General features: G+C 62.4%; 12 protein-coding genes. 6 read left to right on the forward strand and 6 right to left on the reverse strand.

Annotated elements, in window-relative coordinates; translation table 11 throughout:
* Window positions 1-39 precede the first annotated feature (39 nt).
* Window positions 40-672, reverse strand: coding sequence for a bleomycin resistance protein (locus AC1DYJ_RS11865; RefSeq protein ID WP_477280971.1), 633 nt, complete (start codon window positions 670-672; stop codon window positions 40-42).
* Window positions 673-982: 310 nt separating this feature from the next.
* Between AC1DYJ_RS11865 and AC1DYJ_RS11870 the strand changes: the two genes are divergently transcribed.
* From AC1DYJ_RS11870 to AC1DYJ_RS11885, 4 genes are all read left to right on the forward strand, one after another.
* A complete protein-coding gene (locus AC1DYJ_RS11870; RefSeq protein ID WP_477280973.1) occupies window positions 983-3,766 on the forward strand; it encodes a valine--tRNA ligase in 2,784 nt (927 codons plus the stop codon).
* Window positions 3,767-4,127: 361 nt separating this feature from the next.
* Window positions 4,128-5,390, forward strand: coding sequence for an OmpP1/FadL family transporter (locus AC1DYJ_RS11875; RefSeq protein ID WP_477280975.1), 1,263 nt, complete (start codon window positions 4,128-4,130; stop codon window positions 5,388-5,390).
* 289 nt (window positions 5,391-5,679) lie between these two features.
* Entirely contained in the window at window positions 5,680-7,404 is a 1,725-nt protein-coding gene (ilvD, locus tag AC1DYJ_RS11880; protein WP_352557449.1) for a dihydroxy-acid dehydratase, read from the forward strand.
* On the forward strand, window positions 7,391-8,218 hold the full coding sequence (locus tag AC1DYJ_RS11885; RefSeq protein WP_477280977.1) for a tetratricopeptide repeat protein: 828 nt from the start codon (window positions 7,391-7,393) through the stop codon (window positions 8,216-8,218). The genes ilvD and AC1DYJ_RS11885 overlap by 14 nt, the downstream gene beginning before the upstream one ends.
* A 200-nt stretch (window positions 8,219-8,418) precedes the next feature.
* Here AC1DYJ_RS11885 and AC1DYJ_RS11890 read toward each other — a convergent pair whose 3' ends face one another.
* From AC1DYJ_RS11890 to erpA, 5 genes are all read right to left on the reverse strand, one after another.
* The gene (locus AC1DYJ_RS11890; protein ID WP_477280979.1) at window positions 8,419-8,718 is read right to left on the reverse strand and encodes a hypothetical protein; all 300 of its coding nucleotides are present in this window, start codon (window positions 8,716-8,718) and stop codon (window positions 8,419-8,421) included.
* Between the two features lie 68 nt (window positions 8,719-8,786).
* Window positions 8,787-9,581: an exodeoxyribonuclease III gene (gene xth / locus AC1DYJ_RS11895; protein ID WP_477280981.1), complete on the reverse strand. Its 795-nt coding sequence runs from the start codon at window positions 9,579-9,581 to the stop codon at window positions 8,787-8,789.
* Between the two features lie 8 nt (window positions 9,582-9,589).
* A complete protein-coding gene (locus tag AC1DYJ_RS11900; RefSeq protein ID WP_477280982.1) occupies window positions 9,590-9,982 on the reverse strand; it encodes a VOC family protein in 393 nt (130 codons plus the stop codon).
* On the reverse strand, window positions 9,979-10,494 hold the full coding sequence (locus tag AC1DYJ_RS11905; protein ID WP_477280983.1) for a hypothetical protein: 516 nt from the start codon (window positions 10,492-10,494) through the stop codon (window positions 9,979-9,981). Before AC1DYJ_RS11905 ends, AC1DYJ_RS11900 begins: the two co-directional genes overlap by 4 nt.
* Before the next feature lie 4 nt (window positions 10,495-10,498).
* On the reverse strand, window positions 10,499-10,846 hold the full coding sequence (gene erpA, locus AC1DYJ_RS11910; protein WP_477280985.1) for an iron-sulfur cluster insertion protein ErpA: 348 nt from the start codon (window positions 10,844-10,846) through the stop codon (window positions 10,499-10,501).
* A gap of 76 nt (window positions 10,847-10,922) precedes the next feature.
* On the opposite strand from erpA, the gene AC1DYJ_RS11915 reads away from it, so the two are divergent.
* Window positions 10,923-12,137, forward strand: a complete 1,215-nt coding sequence (locus tag AC1DYJ_RS11915; protein WP_477280987.1) for a deoxyguanosinetriphosphate triphosphohydrolase — start codon at window positions 10,923-10,925, stop codon at window positions 12,135-12,137.
* A 62-nt stretch (window positions 12,138-12,199) separates the two neighbouring features.
* Window positions 12,200-13,957: an arginine--tRNA ligase gene (gene argS, locus AC1DYJ_RS11920; RefSeq protein ID WP_477280989.1), complete on the forward strand. Its 1,758-nt coding sequence runs from the start codon at window positions 12,200-12,202 to the stop codon at window positions 13,955-13,957.
* Window positions 13,958-13,992: the final 35 nt, after the last annotated feature.

The following is a 13,992-nucleotide window of genomic DNA, read 5'->3' on the forward strand; positions in this document are numbered from 1 at the left end:
CGAAACGCCGCCCATGAGGCGGCGTTTTTGTCGATGGGGTCAGCCCGCGCTGGTCGCGAAGCAGATGAGGTTGCCGTCGGGATCCTTGACGATGAATGTGCGGGAGCCCCAGGGTTCGGTCCGCAACGCCTGGTGGAACGTGGCCGTGGCCGCCTGATACTCCAGAAACAGAGCCTTGATGTTGTCGACAATGATCGTCGCCGCCAGCAGGTCATCGGTCGAATTGGCGGCGAGTGGAGGCTTGTCGACATGGCGCAAGTTGAGCCGGGCGCCGTCGCGGATGATTTGGGCGTAGAAGGGCGGCTCGCCATAGGTGAAGCGGGTCTCGAAGCCGAGCTTTTGCCGGTAGAAATTACAAGCCGCTGCGATGTCGCAGACAAAGAGCTGTGGCTCGGCAAAGGCAAGATGCGGTTTTGCGGTGTCTGCTGCTGCATGATCGGTCACGGTTTGAAGGCCTTCCTTCAGCGCCTGCCAGCTCTCGAAACCTGACTTCCTGGCGACGAGTTCCTGGGCATCGGCAAGCTTGAAGCCGTGATCGAGGATCTGGCTGTCGCTGAGATGGTGAAAACGCGGCAAGAGCCATCCAATCACAGCGGCGACGGGATAATACCGTTCGCGGTGCCATTTGAGATAGAGCTTGGCCTGTTTCTTGTGGTGTTCGAGGGTCGGCATGGGCGCATTGCGGGGTTGAGGTGGCGTAGGCGGGCAATGCCCCTCCGGCTGGAAGCCGATGCGCCCTACAGCAGCGTTGGCAACCTAAGATGGCTGGGATCAGTGGTCAAGGCGCGAGTGACAAGGCTGTCTCCGGCGAATAGGGGGCTGCCATCCTTGATGAGTAGATCGCGAACAGCTCCCGCTTGATCCGATCCTCGCCACGCCTATTTGCTTCTCATGACCCGAGGCGGCCCTTGCGGTTGACTTGGCCAAGACCTTCCGATTTACACCGAACCAGCAAAATCCCGACAGCGCGGACCATTTTCCCATGCTTGAAAAGACCTACGACGCAAAGACCGTCGAGCCGAAGATCGCCAAAATCTGGGAAGAGGCGGACGCATTTCGCGCCGGTGCCGGCGCCGAGGAGGGGGCGGAGGCCTTCACCATCGTCATCCCGCCGCCCAACGTCACCGGCTCGCTGCATATGGGCCATGCGCTCAACAACACGCTGCAGGACATCCTCGTGCGCTTCGAGCGCATGCGCGGCAAGAACGTGCTGTGGCAGCCGGGCATGGACCATGCCGGCATCGCCACGCAGATGGTGGTCGAGCGCCAACTGATGGAGAAACAGATCCATCGCCGCGATCTCACCCGCGAGCAGTTCATCGAGAAGGTCTGGGAGTGGAAGGCCGAATCCGGCGGCGCCATCTTCAACCAGCTGAAGCGGCTCGGCGCCTCGGCCGACTGGAGCAGAGAACGCTTCACCATGGATGAGGGCCTGTCCAAGGCCGTGCTCGAAGTCTTCGTGACGCTCTACAAGCAAGGGCTGATCTACAAGGACAAGCGCCTTGTGAACTGGGACCCCAAGCTGTTGACGGCGATCTCCGACCTCGAGGTCGAGCCGCAGGAGGTCAACGGCAATCTCTGGCACTTCCGCTATCCGATCGAGGGCGAGGTTTTCGATCCGGAAAATCCTGGGACGTTCATCACCGTGGCGACGACGCGCCCGGAGACGATGCTGGGCGATACGGCGGTCGCCGTGCACCCGGACGACGAGCGCTACCGGCATCTGGTCGGAAAGAATATCGTGCTGCCGATCGTCGGCCGAAAGATCCCTGTCGTGGCTGACGAGTATTCCGATCCGGAAAAAGGCTCGGGTGCGGTCAAGATCACGCCGGCGCACGACTTCAACGATTTCGAGGTCGGCAAGCGCCACAAGCTGCCGGCGATCAACATCCTGACCATCGAGGCCGCCATAAAACTTAGGGATAACGAGGACTTCCTCGCCGGCCTTGAGGTCACGCCGGAACGTCAGGCCGTCTGGGACGAGCTCGACGGTCTCGACCGTTTCGTCGCGCGCAAGAAGATCGTCGAGCTGATGGAGGCTGGCGGCTTCCTCGACAAGATCGAACCGCACCGCCACGCCGTCCCGCATGGCGACCGCGGCGGCGTGCCGATCGAGCCGTTCCTGACCGAGCAGTGGTATGCCAATGCCGCCGAACTCGCCAAACCGGCGATCGCCTCGGTGCGCGAAGGCCGTACCAACTTCGTGCCGAAGAACTGGGAAAAGACCTATTTCGACTGGATGGAGAACATCCAGCCCTGGTGCATTTCGCGCCAGCTGTGGTGGGGCCATCAGATCCCGGCCTGGTACGGGCCGGACGGCCGCGTCTTTGTCGAGAAGACCGAGGAAGAGGCGCTGGGCGCGGCAATCGAATATTACCTGGCGCTGGAAGGGCCATGGAAAGCCTGGGTCGAGGAAAAGCTCGAAACCTTCAAGCCGGGCGAGATCCTGACCCGCGACGAGGATGTGCTCGACACCTGGTTCTCCTCGGCGCTGTGGCCGTTCTCGACGCTGGGCTGGCCGGATCACACGCCGGAGCTGAAGACTTATTACCAGACCGACGTGCTGGTGACCGGCTTCGACATCATCTTCTTCTGGGTCGCCCGGATGATGATGATGGGCCTGCACTTCATGCACGAGGAGCCGTTCCACACCGTCTATGTGCATGCGCTGGTGCGCGACAAGAACGGGCAGAAGATGTCGAAGTCGAAAGGCAACGTCATCGATCCGCTCGACCTCATCGACGAGTTTGGCGCCGATGCGCTGCGCTTTACGCTGACGGTGATGGCCGCGCAGGGGCGCGATGTGAAGCTCGATCCGGCGCGCATCGCCGGCTATCGTAATTTCGGCACCAAGCTGTGGAACGCGACGCGCTTTGCCGAGATGAACGAGGTCGCGCGCAACGACGATTTCTGGCTGAACGACGCCAAGCTGCCGGTCAACCGCTGGATCCTGACCGAGCTGACCAGGGCGTCGCACGCGATCACCGAGGGCATCACCTCATATCGCTTCAACGAAGCGGCGGGCGCTGCCTACCGCTTCGTCTGGAACCTGTTCTGCGACTGGTATCTGGAACTGCTGAAGCCGGTGTTCATGGGCACCGACGAGGCGGCCAAGGCCGAAAGCCGCGCCTGCGTCGCCTTCGTGCTCGACGAGATCTACAAGCTGCTGCACCCGATGATGCCGTTCATGACCGAGGAATTGTGGGCGCAGACGGCAGGCGAGGGCAGGACGCGCGACTCGCTGCTGTGCCACGCCGCCTGGCCTTCGCCGGACTTCGAGGACGCCGATGCGGCCGCCGACATCAACTGGCTGGTCGATCTGGTCTCCGGCATCCGCTCGGTGCGCTCGGAGATGAACGTGCCGCCGGCGGCGATCGCGCCGCTGGTGGTGGTCGGCGCCAGCGCCGAGACCCAGCAGAGGCTGGAACGCCATGCTTCCGCCATCCAGCGGCTGGCACGGGTCGGCGATATCTCGCTGCAGGACGCCGCACCGAAGGGCTCGGCCCAGATCGTGCTCAACGAGGCGACGATCTGCCTGCCGCTCGGCAGCCTGATCGATCTTTCCGCCGAGGCGGCGCGGCTGCAGAAGGAGCTGGCCAAGGTGACCGAGGAAATCGCGCGCTTGCACAAGAAGCTGTCCAACGAACGATTCGTCGCCAGTGCGCCGGAAGAGATCGTCGCAGCCGAGCGCGAAAAACTCGACGAATACCGCGATCAGCAGGAGAAGCTTTCGGTGGCTTTGACCAGGGTCCGCGATGCTGGCTGAGTTGCCGGATTCGCGACGCTGGGGAAGCTGTGTGGAGGCAGGTCTCCTGCCCGAAAAACAGGCATTCCGTAGCGTTAATGTTGACGTAAACGGAAAGTTTTGGCCCCATTGTTGCCATAATGTAACAATCGGGCCAAATAGCCCCGAAAGGGCTTGTTTTTGAGCTTTTTGTGACGGGTTTCACAGAATTTTTTCGCCGACTTGCCCCCGGAAAGCCGTTTTTCGGCCTCGCTTCGGCATCAGCAGCAATGCCGGAAAGGCAGCCGGCTCAGGTGTACATGTACGCTATCTGAATTCATTGTTGCGCCGTTAACCCGAATTGGTTCTAGCTTGACGCACTAGTATTTCGGGGAGGACATCCATGATCAATTTGCGTTTGAAAACACTGCTGGGGGCGGGGTGTTTTTCGCTGGGCTTGATCGGTTCCGTGCACGCCGGCGGCCTGGAGCGCGGCGGCTATGATATCGACCTGCTGTTCGATCCGGCGCAGGTCACGGCCGAATTTACCGGCACCTATGTGATGCCGCAGCGCGATCTGAAGAATGTGGTGGATACGAATCCGGCTGACGGCCCGCTCAACCTGCTTGGCCTCCCCAACAGTGCCCGCGACACCGAAAGCTATTGGGTTCCGAGCATGGGCATCAAGACCGGTATCGGGCCGGTCGATTGTCTTATCGATTATGGCCAGCCGATCGGTGCGTACAGCAATCCCGGCGCCAATTGGGCCGGTGCGAACGGCAATATCGTGACCAAGGTCAAGAGCGAGGCCGTGGGCGGGACCTGCTCGTACAAGATGGACCTCGGCAAAGGACAGGTTCGTTTCATCGGCGGTGTGTTTCACGAAGACGTTTCAGGCTATAAGGAGCAGCTGGTCGCTCCCCTTCCTCCAATATTGGGGGTGACGGGAATTGGTCGCCTCGATCTGAAGGGCGACGGTTATGGATGGCGCGTGGGCGCCGCCTACGAAATTCCTGAGATCGCGCTACGCGCCAGCCTGGTCTATAATTCGGCCGTCAAGCTGGACAATTTGGACGGGACGCTTGATCTAACCCAGGTTCCCGGGTTCCTCGACCCTACCAATCCAATTTTGGGTCGCATAACCAACGTAAGCGGCGCTTCCGAGGTGCCTGAGTCTTTGGAACTCAAGCTCCAGTCAGGCATTGCCCCGGGTTGGCTCGCCTTTGGATCCATAAAGTGGGTCAATTGGAGTGTGTTGCAGAGCATACCGTTCTGCCCGACCGGCGCGCCGGTAGCTTGCACCACCACCGGCCCCACTCGTGTTACATCGCTTGATCTGCTCTATAGGGACGGCTGGACGGTTTCCGGCGGTATTGGCCACAAATTCAATGATCAGATTAGCGGCGCGGTCGGCCTGACCTGGGACCGCGGAACCTCCACCGGTCTGAGCGCCCAGACCGACACCTGGACGGTCAGCGGTGGCGTGTCCTACACCCCGACCCAGAACGTCGAGGTTCGTCTTGGCGGTGCGCTGGGCGTACTTACCAGCGGGTCGATCCATCCTGTCGTGGGCGACGACGGCGTCACCTACGGTACGGATTATACCGCCGACTTTGGCAACGATCTGGTCTCGGCTGTTTCGACCTCGTTGAAGGTGAAGTGGTAAGCTTTTAAAATTGAAGAGAAAAAGGCCGGGCACTGCCCGGCCTTTTTCTTTGGGAGGAAGGCGCCTGGTCGTCCCGGCACGCGCCGGCGTTGCAAATCCGCCGCAGAAATTGGCCTCTCGCGATTGTGACGTTTTGGCAACAGTTTCTGAACAACCCCCGCGCTAGAGTTCTGCTCAAGGAAATTGCCCATTTCCCGCCATAAACCCGGCGCACCTCGAATTTGTCTCGGGACACGCGCCAGAAGGCTCGGCGATGGGGCAGGCCGCACCGCCCGCGGCAAGGAAGAGTATGGACGCCAAAGTCATTTCCAAGGCCAAGCTCCCGAGCCGCCATGTGACCGTCGGTCCGGCGCGTGCGCCGCACCGTTCGTATCTCTATGCCATGGGCCTGTCGGCAGCCGAGATCGCGCAGCCGCTGGTCGGCGTCGCCTCCTGCTGGAACGAAGCCGCCCCTTGCAACATCTCGCTGATGCGCCAGGCGCAAGTGGTCAAGAAGGGCGTCGCGGCCGCCAACGGCACGCCGCGCGAATTCTGCACCATCACCGTCACCGACGGCATCGCCATGGGCCACCAGGGCATGAAGTCGTCGCTGGTGTCGCGCGATGTCATCGCCGATTCGGTCGAACTCACCATGCGCGGCCATTGCTACGATGCGCTGGTCGGCCTCGCCGGCTGCGACAAGTCGCTGCCCGGCATGATGATGGCCATGGTGCGGCTCAACGTGCCGTCGATCTTCATCTATGGCGGCTCGATCCTGCCAGGCTCCTATCGCGGCCGCCAGATCACCGTGCAGGATGTGTTCGAGGCGGTCGGCCAGCATTCGGTCGGCACGGTCAGCGATGCCGAGCTGCTGGAGATCGAGCAGGCAGCCTGTCCGTCGGCCGGCTCCTGCGGCGCCCAGTTCACCGCCAACACGATGGCAACCGTCGCCGAGGCGATTGGTCTCGCGCTGCCCTATTCCTGCGGCGCGCCGGCGCCCTACGAAATGCGCGACCGCTTCAACTTCGCCTCCGGCGAAAAGATCATGGAGCTGATCGCCAAAAACATCCGGCCGCGCGACATCGTCACGCTGAAAGCGCTGGAGAACGCGGCGACCGTGGTGTCGGCCACCGGCGGCTCGACCAATGCGGCGCTGCACCTGCCGGCGATCGCACACGAGGCAGGCATCAAGTTCGACCTGTTCGACGTCGCGGCGATTTTCGAGAAGACGCCCTACATCGCCGACCTCAAGCCGGGCGGTAAATATGTCGCCAAGGACATGTTCGAGGCCGGCGGCATTCCGCTGTTGATGAAGACGCTGCTCGACCACGGCTATCTGCATGGCGACTGCCTGACCGTGACTGGCCGTACTTTGGCCGAAAACATGGAGCACGTTGCCTGGAATGATAGCCAGGATGTGGTCCGTCCCGCCAACCGACCAATCACCCAAACCGGCGGTGTCGTGGGCTTGAAGGGCAACCTTGCCCCCGAAGGTGCGATCGTGAAGGTCGCGGGCATGACGGAGCTGAAATTCTCAGGCCCGGCACGCTGTTTCGATTCGGAAGAGGAATGTTTCGAGGCGGTCACGCACCGCAACTACCGGGAAGGCGAGGTTCTCGTCATCCGCTACGAAGGTCCGCGCGGCGGCCCGGGGATGCGCGAGATGTTGTCGACGACGGCGGCGCTCTACGGCCAGGGCATGGGCGGCAAGGTAGCCCTCATCACCGATGGCCGTTTTTCGGGCGCGACGCGCGGGTTCTGCATCGGCCATGTCGGGCCAGAAGCAGCCGTTGGCGGCCCGATCGGGCTGCTGAAGGATGGTGACGTGATCTCGATCGACGCAACCAAAGGCACGATCGAGGTCGACCTGTCCGAGGCTGAACTGGCAACGAGGGCGAAGGCTTGGAAGGCGCGCACGACCGACTATCAGTCAGGCGCGATCTGGAAATATGCACAGACGGTAGGGCCTGCCCGCGACGGCGCGGTCACCCATCCCGGCGGTGCCAAAGAAACACACTGCTATGCGGATATCTGAGTTGTTGAGGTCGTCTGTCCTTCCGGCACTGGTCGCTGTCGCGATCTTTGGCGCCGTGGGCCAGGCCATGGCCTTCGACGACAAGGTGTTCGACGACAAGACCGGCGTGAAGCCGCAGTCCAGCCCGTGGGCCGTGTTCCAGTTCGGCTTCTCGGCCTACAAGAGCGGCCACAAGGAACAGGCGGTCGAAGCCTATAAATACGCCGCCGAAAACGGCCAGATCGGCGCGACCTGGAAGCTTGCACGCATGTATGCCGAAGGCGACGGGGTGACCCGCGACGACTACGCGGCCTTCAAATTCTTCTCCGAGATCGTCGATCAGGATGTCGAGCCGGGCTCGCCGGAGGAAAGCTATGTCTCCGACGCACTGGTGGCGCTGGGCGACTATCTGAGGACCGGCATTCCCGGCAGCCCTGTCGAGGAAAACGAGGTCGCGGCGCAGGAATATTACATGCGCGCGGCCGCCAACTACCGCAATCCGAACGCCCAGTTCGAGATGGGCCAGATGTTCCTGAAGGGCGAGGGCGGCGTGAAGGCCAGCGTCAAGCAGGCTGGCCGCTGGTTCCAGCTCGCCGCCGAAAAGGGCCATGCCGGCGCCCAGGCGACGCTCGGCAATCTTCTGTTCCAGAGCGGCAAGATCGTGCGCGGGCTGGCAATGATGACGGCGGCGCTCGAACGCGCTTCGCCGGCCGACCAGCCGTGGATCCGCGGCATGCAGGAAGAAGCCTTTGCCGCCGCCGGCGAAGCCGACCGCCGCACCGCCATATCGCTGGCCGATGATATTCTCACCAAGGGCGGCGGCGACGACCAGTAAGGGTCGTGCGCTGATCTCCCCCCTTGTGGGGGAGATGGCCGGCAGGCCAGAGGGGGGCGCGAAGGATCGCGACCTCTCGTCCAACCTACAAAATGTTGAGGCCTACCCAGCTGCGATCGCACGATAAGCTGGCAGGACAGCGCCCCCCTCTGCCCTGCCGGGCATCTCCCCCACGAGGGGGGAGATCAGCTCCCGACCTATCAGTTCGCGGTAGGTTCCGCTGGAACCGCTCTGTGTACCGGCATCGAGATCGGTGTCACCTTCAGGTGCGGCTTCATCGTGTTGTCGGGGCAGGTGTCGTCGATCTTCGTCCACGAGGTGTTGTTGAGCACCAGGTCGCAGCGGGCCATGTGGCTCTGGTCGGAAACCGTCAGGCAAGCGACCTGGCCCAGCTGGTAGGACTTGCCGTTAGCCAGGCATTCCTGATCGGCAAGAGCCGCTGCAGGGGCGACCATGGCAAATGCCAGGCCGATCGGACAAAGAAGTAATCGTATAGTCATGGAACCCCAGCCATGCTGATTTCCAAATCAACGGCGCGATTGTGGCGATATCAGGGTTTGGGCTGATATCAGGCGGGCAGCAAGGCCAGATCGATCGCCACCGGCACATGGTCGGACGGTTTTTCCCAGGCACGTACGTGCTTTTCGATCGAGGCTGCGGAAAAACGGTTGGCGGCTTCGGGCGACAACAGCAGATGGTCGATGCGGATGCCGTTGTTCTTCTGCCAGGCGCCGGCCTGGTAATCCCAGAAGGTGTAGACATCGGCCGCGTCGGTGACGGCGCGCACCGCCTCGGTGAAGCCGAGATTCTTCAGCCGGCGGAAGGCCTGCCGGGTCTGCGGCTGGAACAGCGCATCGCCCAGCCAGTTCTCAGGAAACCGCGCGTCGATCGGCTCGGGGATGACATTGTAGTCGCCGGCCAGCACCAGCGCCTCTTCCAGCAGCAGGCGCTGCTCGGCCCAGCGATGCAGCCGCTCCATCCAGGCCAGCTTGTAAGGGAATTTCTTGTCGTCATCGATCGGGTTGCCGTTGGGCAAATAGAGCGAGGCGACGCGCAGCGCGCCCTTGTCGGTCGAGAACACGCCCTCGATGAAGCGCGCCTGCTCATCCGTGTCGTCGCCGGGCAGGCCCCTGGTGACCTCGTCGAAGGGCAGCTTCGACAGCAAAGCGACACCGTTAAAACCTTTCTGGCCATGGGTTTCGACATTGTAGCCCAGCGCCTCGATCTCGGCGCGCGGGAACTGCTCGTCGACCGTCTTGATCTCCTGCAGGCAGACGATGTCGGGCTGGCTTTCGCTCAGCCAATGAGTAAGGTTGCCGATGCGCGCGCGCACGCCGTTGATGTTCAAGGTGACGATTTTCATGGGCGGCCTCAGGGATGTTCGGGCGGGAGACGTTCGACAAGCCCGATCGTATTGCCTGCCGGGTCCTTTAGAAAGGCCATCCACTCGCTTTCCCCCGCTGGACCGAACGTGCCTTCGGTATCGCGATGGACAAGCGCGGGCGGCGCGGTGAAGGGGACGCCGGATGCTTTCGCCTCGGCGTGGAAGGCTTCGAGCCCAGCTATGTCGAGATAGACGGTGCCGGCCGGCACGCCGTCGGTGAACAGCAGGCGCACAGGACCGGCCATGATGAACGCAATGCCCGGCGGATCGTAGCGGGCGTGAACACCCAGGCCGAGCACGTCGCGCCAGAAGGCCAGCGTGACATCGAGATCGCGCCCGGCCGACAGCGCGAGCTGACGAACCGCGCCGACGCCGCTCATTCTGCGGCTCCGAAGCGCGGGCTCTCGCCATCGTCCGAGAGTATCTGTTCGATCTCGTCCCTGAGATGTGTGGCCTGGCCGCGCGTTGTGCGCTCGTCCATCCAGTCACAAGCGTCGTAGAGGCCGCCGAGCCAGGGCGGATGGTCGTATGCATCTTCTATCGGCGTCACCATCCGACAAATCTGCATGGGTTCGAGGTCGCCGTCGAGGTAGCTGCGAATGCGCCTGAGGAACAGCGTCCGGGCTATGTCGTGGGCTGCCTGGGATTTATAGTCGAATTCGGGGAAGACGCGGCCAACCAGCGACATCAGACATTGTCGGGGCTTTCCACCGTTGTCGGGATTGCGTCGGTTGAAACGCACAAGCTGGGTATAATCGGGATCATGGACATAGGACTCGGGTGCCGCGTGTCGGTTTGCCCACTCAACGATGTCCGCATCGGAAATCGCTTCCATCTCGCGGGCGAGGAGAACCGTAACAGGATCCTCATGGCCCTCGAGAAACGGCTTCATATCTTCAAATGCTGAAGCTCGTGCCGCAGCCGCAGGAGGCGACTGCATTGGGGTTGCGGATCTGGAACGACTGACCCATCAGATCGTCGACGAAGTCGATGACCGAGCCGCCCATATAGACCAGCGACAGATCGTCGATCAGCACGGTGGCGCCGTCCTTCTCGATGGCGACGTCGTCGGCATTGCGCGTGTCGACCAGATCAAATTTGTAGGAAAAGCCCGAGCAGCCGCCGCCTTCGACGGAGACGCGCAGCGCCGTCTTGCCGGCTTCGCCAGAGACGATTTTCGCGATCCGCCTGGCGGCCGACTCGGTCATCTCGACTTTCATGGCAGTCTTGGCATCAGCGCCCATGGGCGTCACCTTGCTTTCAGTTTCACATGATAGGTATGAAGCGGGAAGGGGCAAGTCAACTGCGGCGGCATCAGCCATGACAAATGAGCTTGGCGACATTGGGTTCGGCTATCGGCCGCGAGCGGCCTATGCCAGTGACCCGGCAAAGTCGCGGGGTCGCCTCTATGAAGAGGTCGAGAGCCCGACCCGCACGCCGTTTCAGCGCGACCGCGACCGCATCATCCATTCCACCGCCTTCCGCCGGCTGAAGCACAAGACGCAGGTGTTCGTGGCGCATGAAGGCGACCACTACCGCACCCGGCTGACGCATTCGATCGAGGTGGCGCAGATTGCGCGGGCTTTGGCGCGGGCCTTGCGCGGCGACGAGGATCTGGCCGAGGCGGTCGCCCTGGTGCACGATTTCGGCCACACGCCGTTCGGCCATACCGGCGAGGACGCGCTGAACGAGCGGATGTCCCAATGGGGCGGCTTCGACCACAACGCGCAGTCGCTGCGGGTGGTGACGCGGCTGGAGCGGCGCTATGCCGAGTTCGACGGGCTGAACCTGACCTGGGAAACGCTGGAAGGCCTGGTCAAGCACAATGGTCCTTTGACCGATTCGAAGGGTAAAGGCCTGAAGGGCCCGGTGCCGCAGGCGATCCGAGACTATTCCGAGCTGCACGACCTGGAGCTCGGCCATTTCGCCGGCATAGAGGCGCAGTGCGCGGCGATCGCCGACGACATCGCCTACAACACCCATGACATAGACGACGGCCTGCGCTCAGGCTTCCTGACGCTGGATATGCTGGAAACGGTTGCGCTGCCGGGATCCATTCTGGAAAGCGTGCGCGCGCGCTATCCTGGCCTCGACGATGTGCGCACCGGCCATGAGCTGATGCGCCGTCAGATCACCATGATGGTCGAGGACGTCATCGTTTCGACCACCGCCAATCTGGAGCGCATCAAGCCCGGCAGTGCCGAGGCGGTGCGGGCGGCGGGCGAGACGATGGTGACGTTTTCCGCCGAAATGGCGGCGACCGAGAAGGAATTGAAGGCGTTTCTCTACAAGCATCTCTACCGGCACGATGAGGTGATGCGCGTGCGCGGCGATGCCGAGCAGATCGTGCGCGACCTGTTCGACGTCTATTTCGCCGATCCGCGCGCCATGCCGGACGGCTGGCGCGAAGGGCTCGACCGGGCGGAGGATCGCATCAAGGCGCGCAGTGTCGCCGATTTCCTGGCGGGGATGACGGACACCTACGCCTTGAAGGAACACCGCCGTCTGTTTGACCATACGCCCGATTTAAGCTAGGGCGGGCGCAATTTGCCGGCCAATGAGCCGGTTCTCCTGCACAGTCTGCCAGAGCAAGACCCATGAACATCTTCGCCGATTTCAGCGCGCGAATCACAAAAGCCGTCGAAGCGCTTGATTTGAAAGACAGTAATGGCGTTTCGCCCGACCTGTCGCGAATCGCGGTCGAGCCACCGCGCGACGCCAGCCATGGCGATCTCGCTACCAACGCGGCGATGGTGCTGGCCAAGCCCACGGGGCAGAACCCACGCGCACTGGCCGAAAGGCTGGTGGACGTGCTGCGCGCTGACGCCGATGTCGCCGCCGCCGATGTCGCCGGCCCGGGCTTCGTCAATCTCAGGCTCAAGGACGCCTTCTGGCAGACGCATCTGACCGCGCTGCTCGGCGAGGGCCGCAACTATGGCCGTTCCAACATCGGCGGCGGCAACAAGACCAATGTCGAATATGTCTCGGCCAACCCGACCGGGCCGATGCATGTCGGCCATTGCCGCGGCGCGGTGGTCGGCGACACGCTGGCCAATCTGATGGCGTTCGCCGGCTATGACGTGACCAAGGAATACATCATCAACGACGCAGGCGGTCAGATCGACGTGCTCGGCCGCTCGGTCATGCTGCGGTATCGGGAGGCGCTCGGCGACGAGATCGGCGAGATTCCGCCTGGCCTTTATCCGGGCGATTATCTGGTTCCTCTTGGCCAGGAACTGGCGAAAGAGTTCGGCCGCAGCCTGCTGCAAATGCCGGATGACGAGGCGCTGGCCATCGTCAAGGACCGCGCCATCGATGCGATGATGGTCATGATCCGCGCCGATCTGGCGCTGCTCAACGTCCATCACGACGTGTTCTTCTCGGAGCGCACGCTGCATGCCGACAATGCCAAGAAGATCCGCTCGGCGATCAACGATCTGACGCTGAAGGGGCATATCTACAAGGGCAAGCTGCCGCCGCCCAAGGGCGAGAAGCCGGACGACTGGGAAGACCGCGAGCAGACTTTGTTCCGCTCGACCGCGGTCGGCGACGATATGGACCGGGCGCTGGTCAAGTCGGACGGCTCATTCACCTATTTCGCCGCTGACGTCGCCTATCTCAAGGACAAGGTCGATCGCGGCTTTGTCGACCTGATCTATGTGCTGGGCGCCGACCATGGCGGCTACGTCAAGCGGCTGGAAGCGCTGGCGCGGGCGATTGCCGGCGACGAGGTGAAGCTCACGGTTCTGCTTAGCAATCTGGTCAAGCTGTTTCGCGACGGCGAACCGGTGCGGATGGGGAAAAGGGCCGGGAATTTCATCACGGCGCGGGAAGTCATTGAGGAGGTGGGCCGCGACGCGGTGCGCTTCATGATGCTGTTCCGCAAGAATGACGCGCCACTCGACTTCGACTTCGCCAAGGTGACCGAACAATCCAAGGATAACCCGGTGTTCTACGTGCAGTACGCCTCGGCGCGCTGCCATTCCGTGTTCCGGCAGGCGAGCGAGCAGCTGGGCGAAGTGAATTTCGACCGCAACAGCCTGGCAGCGGCCTCTGCGTTGCTCACCGACGACGGCGAGATCGGGCTGATCCGGAAGCTGGCTGAATATCCCCGGCTGATCGAATCGGCGGCTCTTGCGCTGGAGCCGCATCGGCTGGCATTCTACCTTTACGATCTGGCCTCCAGCTTTCACGGGCACTGGAATCGGGGCACCGATAATCCCGACTTACGTTTTGTTAAGGTTAACGACCGACAATTGACGCATGCCAGACTAGGGCTGGTGCAGGCTGTTTCGGATGTTTTGACCTCCGGCCTGACGCTGATTGGGGCTGATGCGCCCACCGAAATGCGTTAGGTTTGACTAAAACACCTGTCACCATTTGCCCACAT

This window comes from Mesorhizobium sp. P2_B11 (genome assembly GCF_056404855.1).

Excerpts from the sequence above, each read along its gene's own strand:
- erpA (WP_477280985.1), bottom strand. The coding sequence starts at position 10,846 with ATGGGCGCTGATGCCAAGACTGCCATGAAAGTCGAGATGACCGAGTCG.
- AC1DYJ_RS11905 (WP_477280983.1), bottom strand. The coding sequence starts at position 10,494 with ATGAAGCCGTTTCTCGAGGGCCATGAGGATCCTGTTACGGTTCTCCTC.
- AC1DYJ_RS11885 (WP_477280977.1), top strand. The coding sequence starts at position 7,391 with ATGCGGATATCTGAGTTGTTGAGGTCGTCTGTCCTTCCGGCACTGGTC.
- AC1DYJ_RS11870 (WP_477280973.1), top strand. The coding sequence starts at position 983 with ATGCTTGAAAAGACCTACGACGCAAAGACCGTCGAGCCGAAGATCGCC.
- AC1DYJ_RS11900 (WP_477280982.1), bottom strand. The coding sequence starts at position 9,982 with ATGAGCGGCGTCGGCGCGGTTCGTCAGCTCGCGCTGTCGGCCGGGCGC.
- xth (WP_477280981.1), bottom strand. The coding sequence starts at position 9,581 with ATGAAAATCGTCACCTTGAACATCAACGGCGTGCGCGCGCGCATCGGC.
- AC1DYJ_RS11890 (WP_477280979.1), bottom strand. The coding sequence starts at position 8,718 with ATGACTATACGATTACTTCTTTGTCCGATCGGCCTGGCATTTGCCATG.
- argS (WP_477280989.1), top strand. The coding sequence starts at position 12,200 with ATGAACATCTTCGCCGATTTCAGCGCGCGAATCACAAAAGCCGTCGAA.
- AC1DYJ_RS11865 (WP_477280971.1), bottom strand. The coding sequence starts at position 672 with ATGCCGACCCTCGAACACCACAAGAAACAGGCCAAGCTCTATCTCAAA.
- AC1DYJ_RS11875 (WP_477280975.1), top strand. The coding sequence starts at position 4,128 with ATGATCAATTTGCGTTTGAAAACACTGCTGGGGGCGGGGTGTTTTTCG.
- AC1DYJ_RS11915 (WP_477280987.1), top strand. The coding sequence starts at position 10,923 with ATGACAAATGAGCTTGGCGACATTGGGTTCGGCTATCGGCCGCGAGCG.
- ilvD (WP_352557449.1), top strand. The coding sequence starts at position 5,680 with ATGGACGCCAAAGTCATTTCCAAGGCCAAGCTCCCGAGCCGCCATGTG.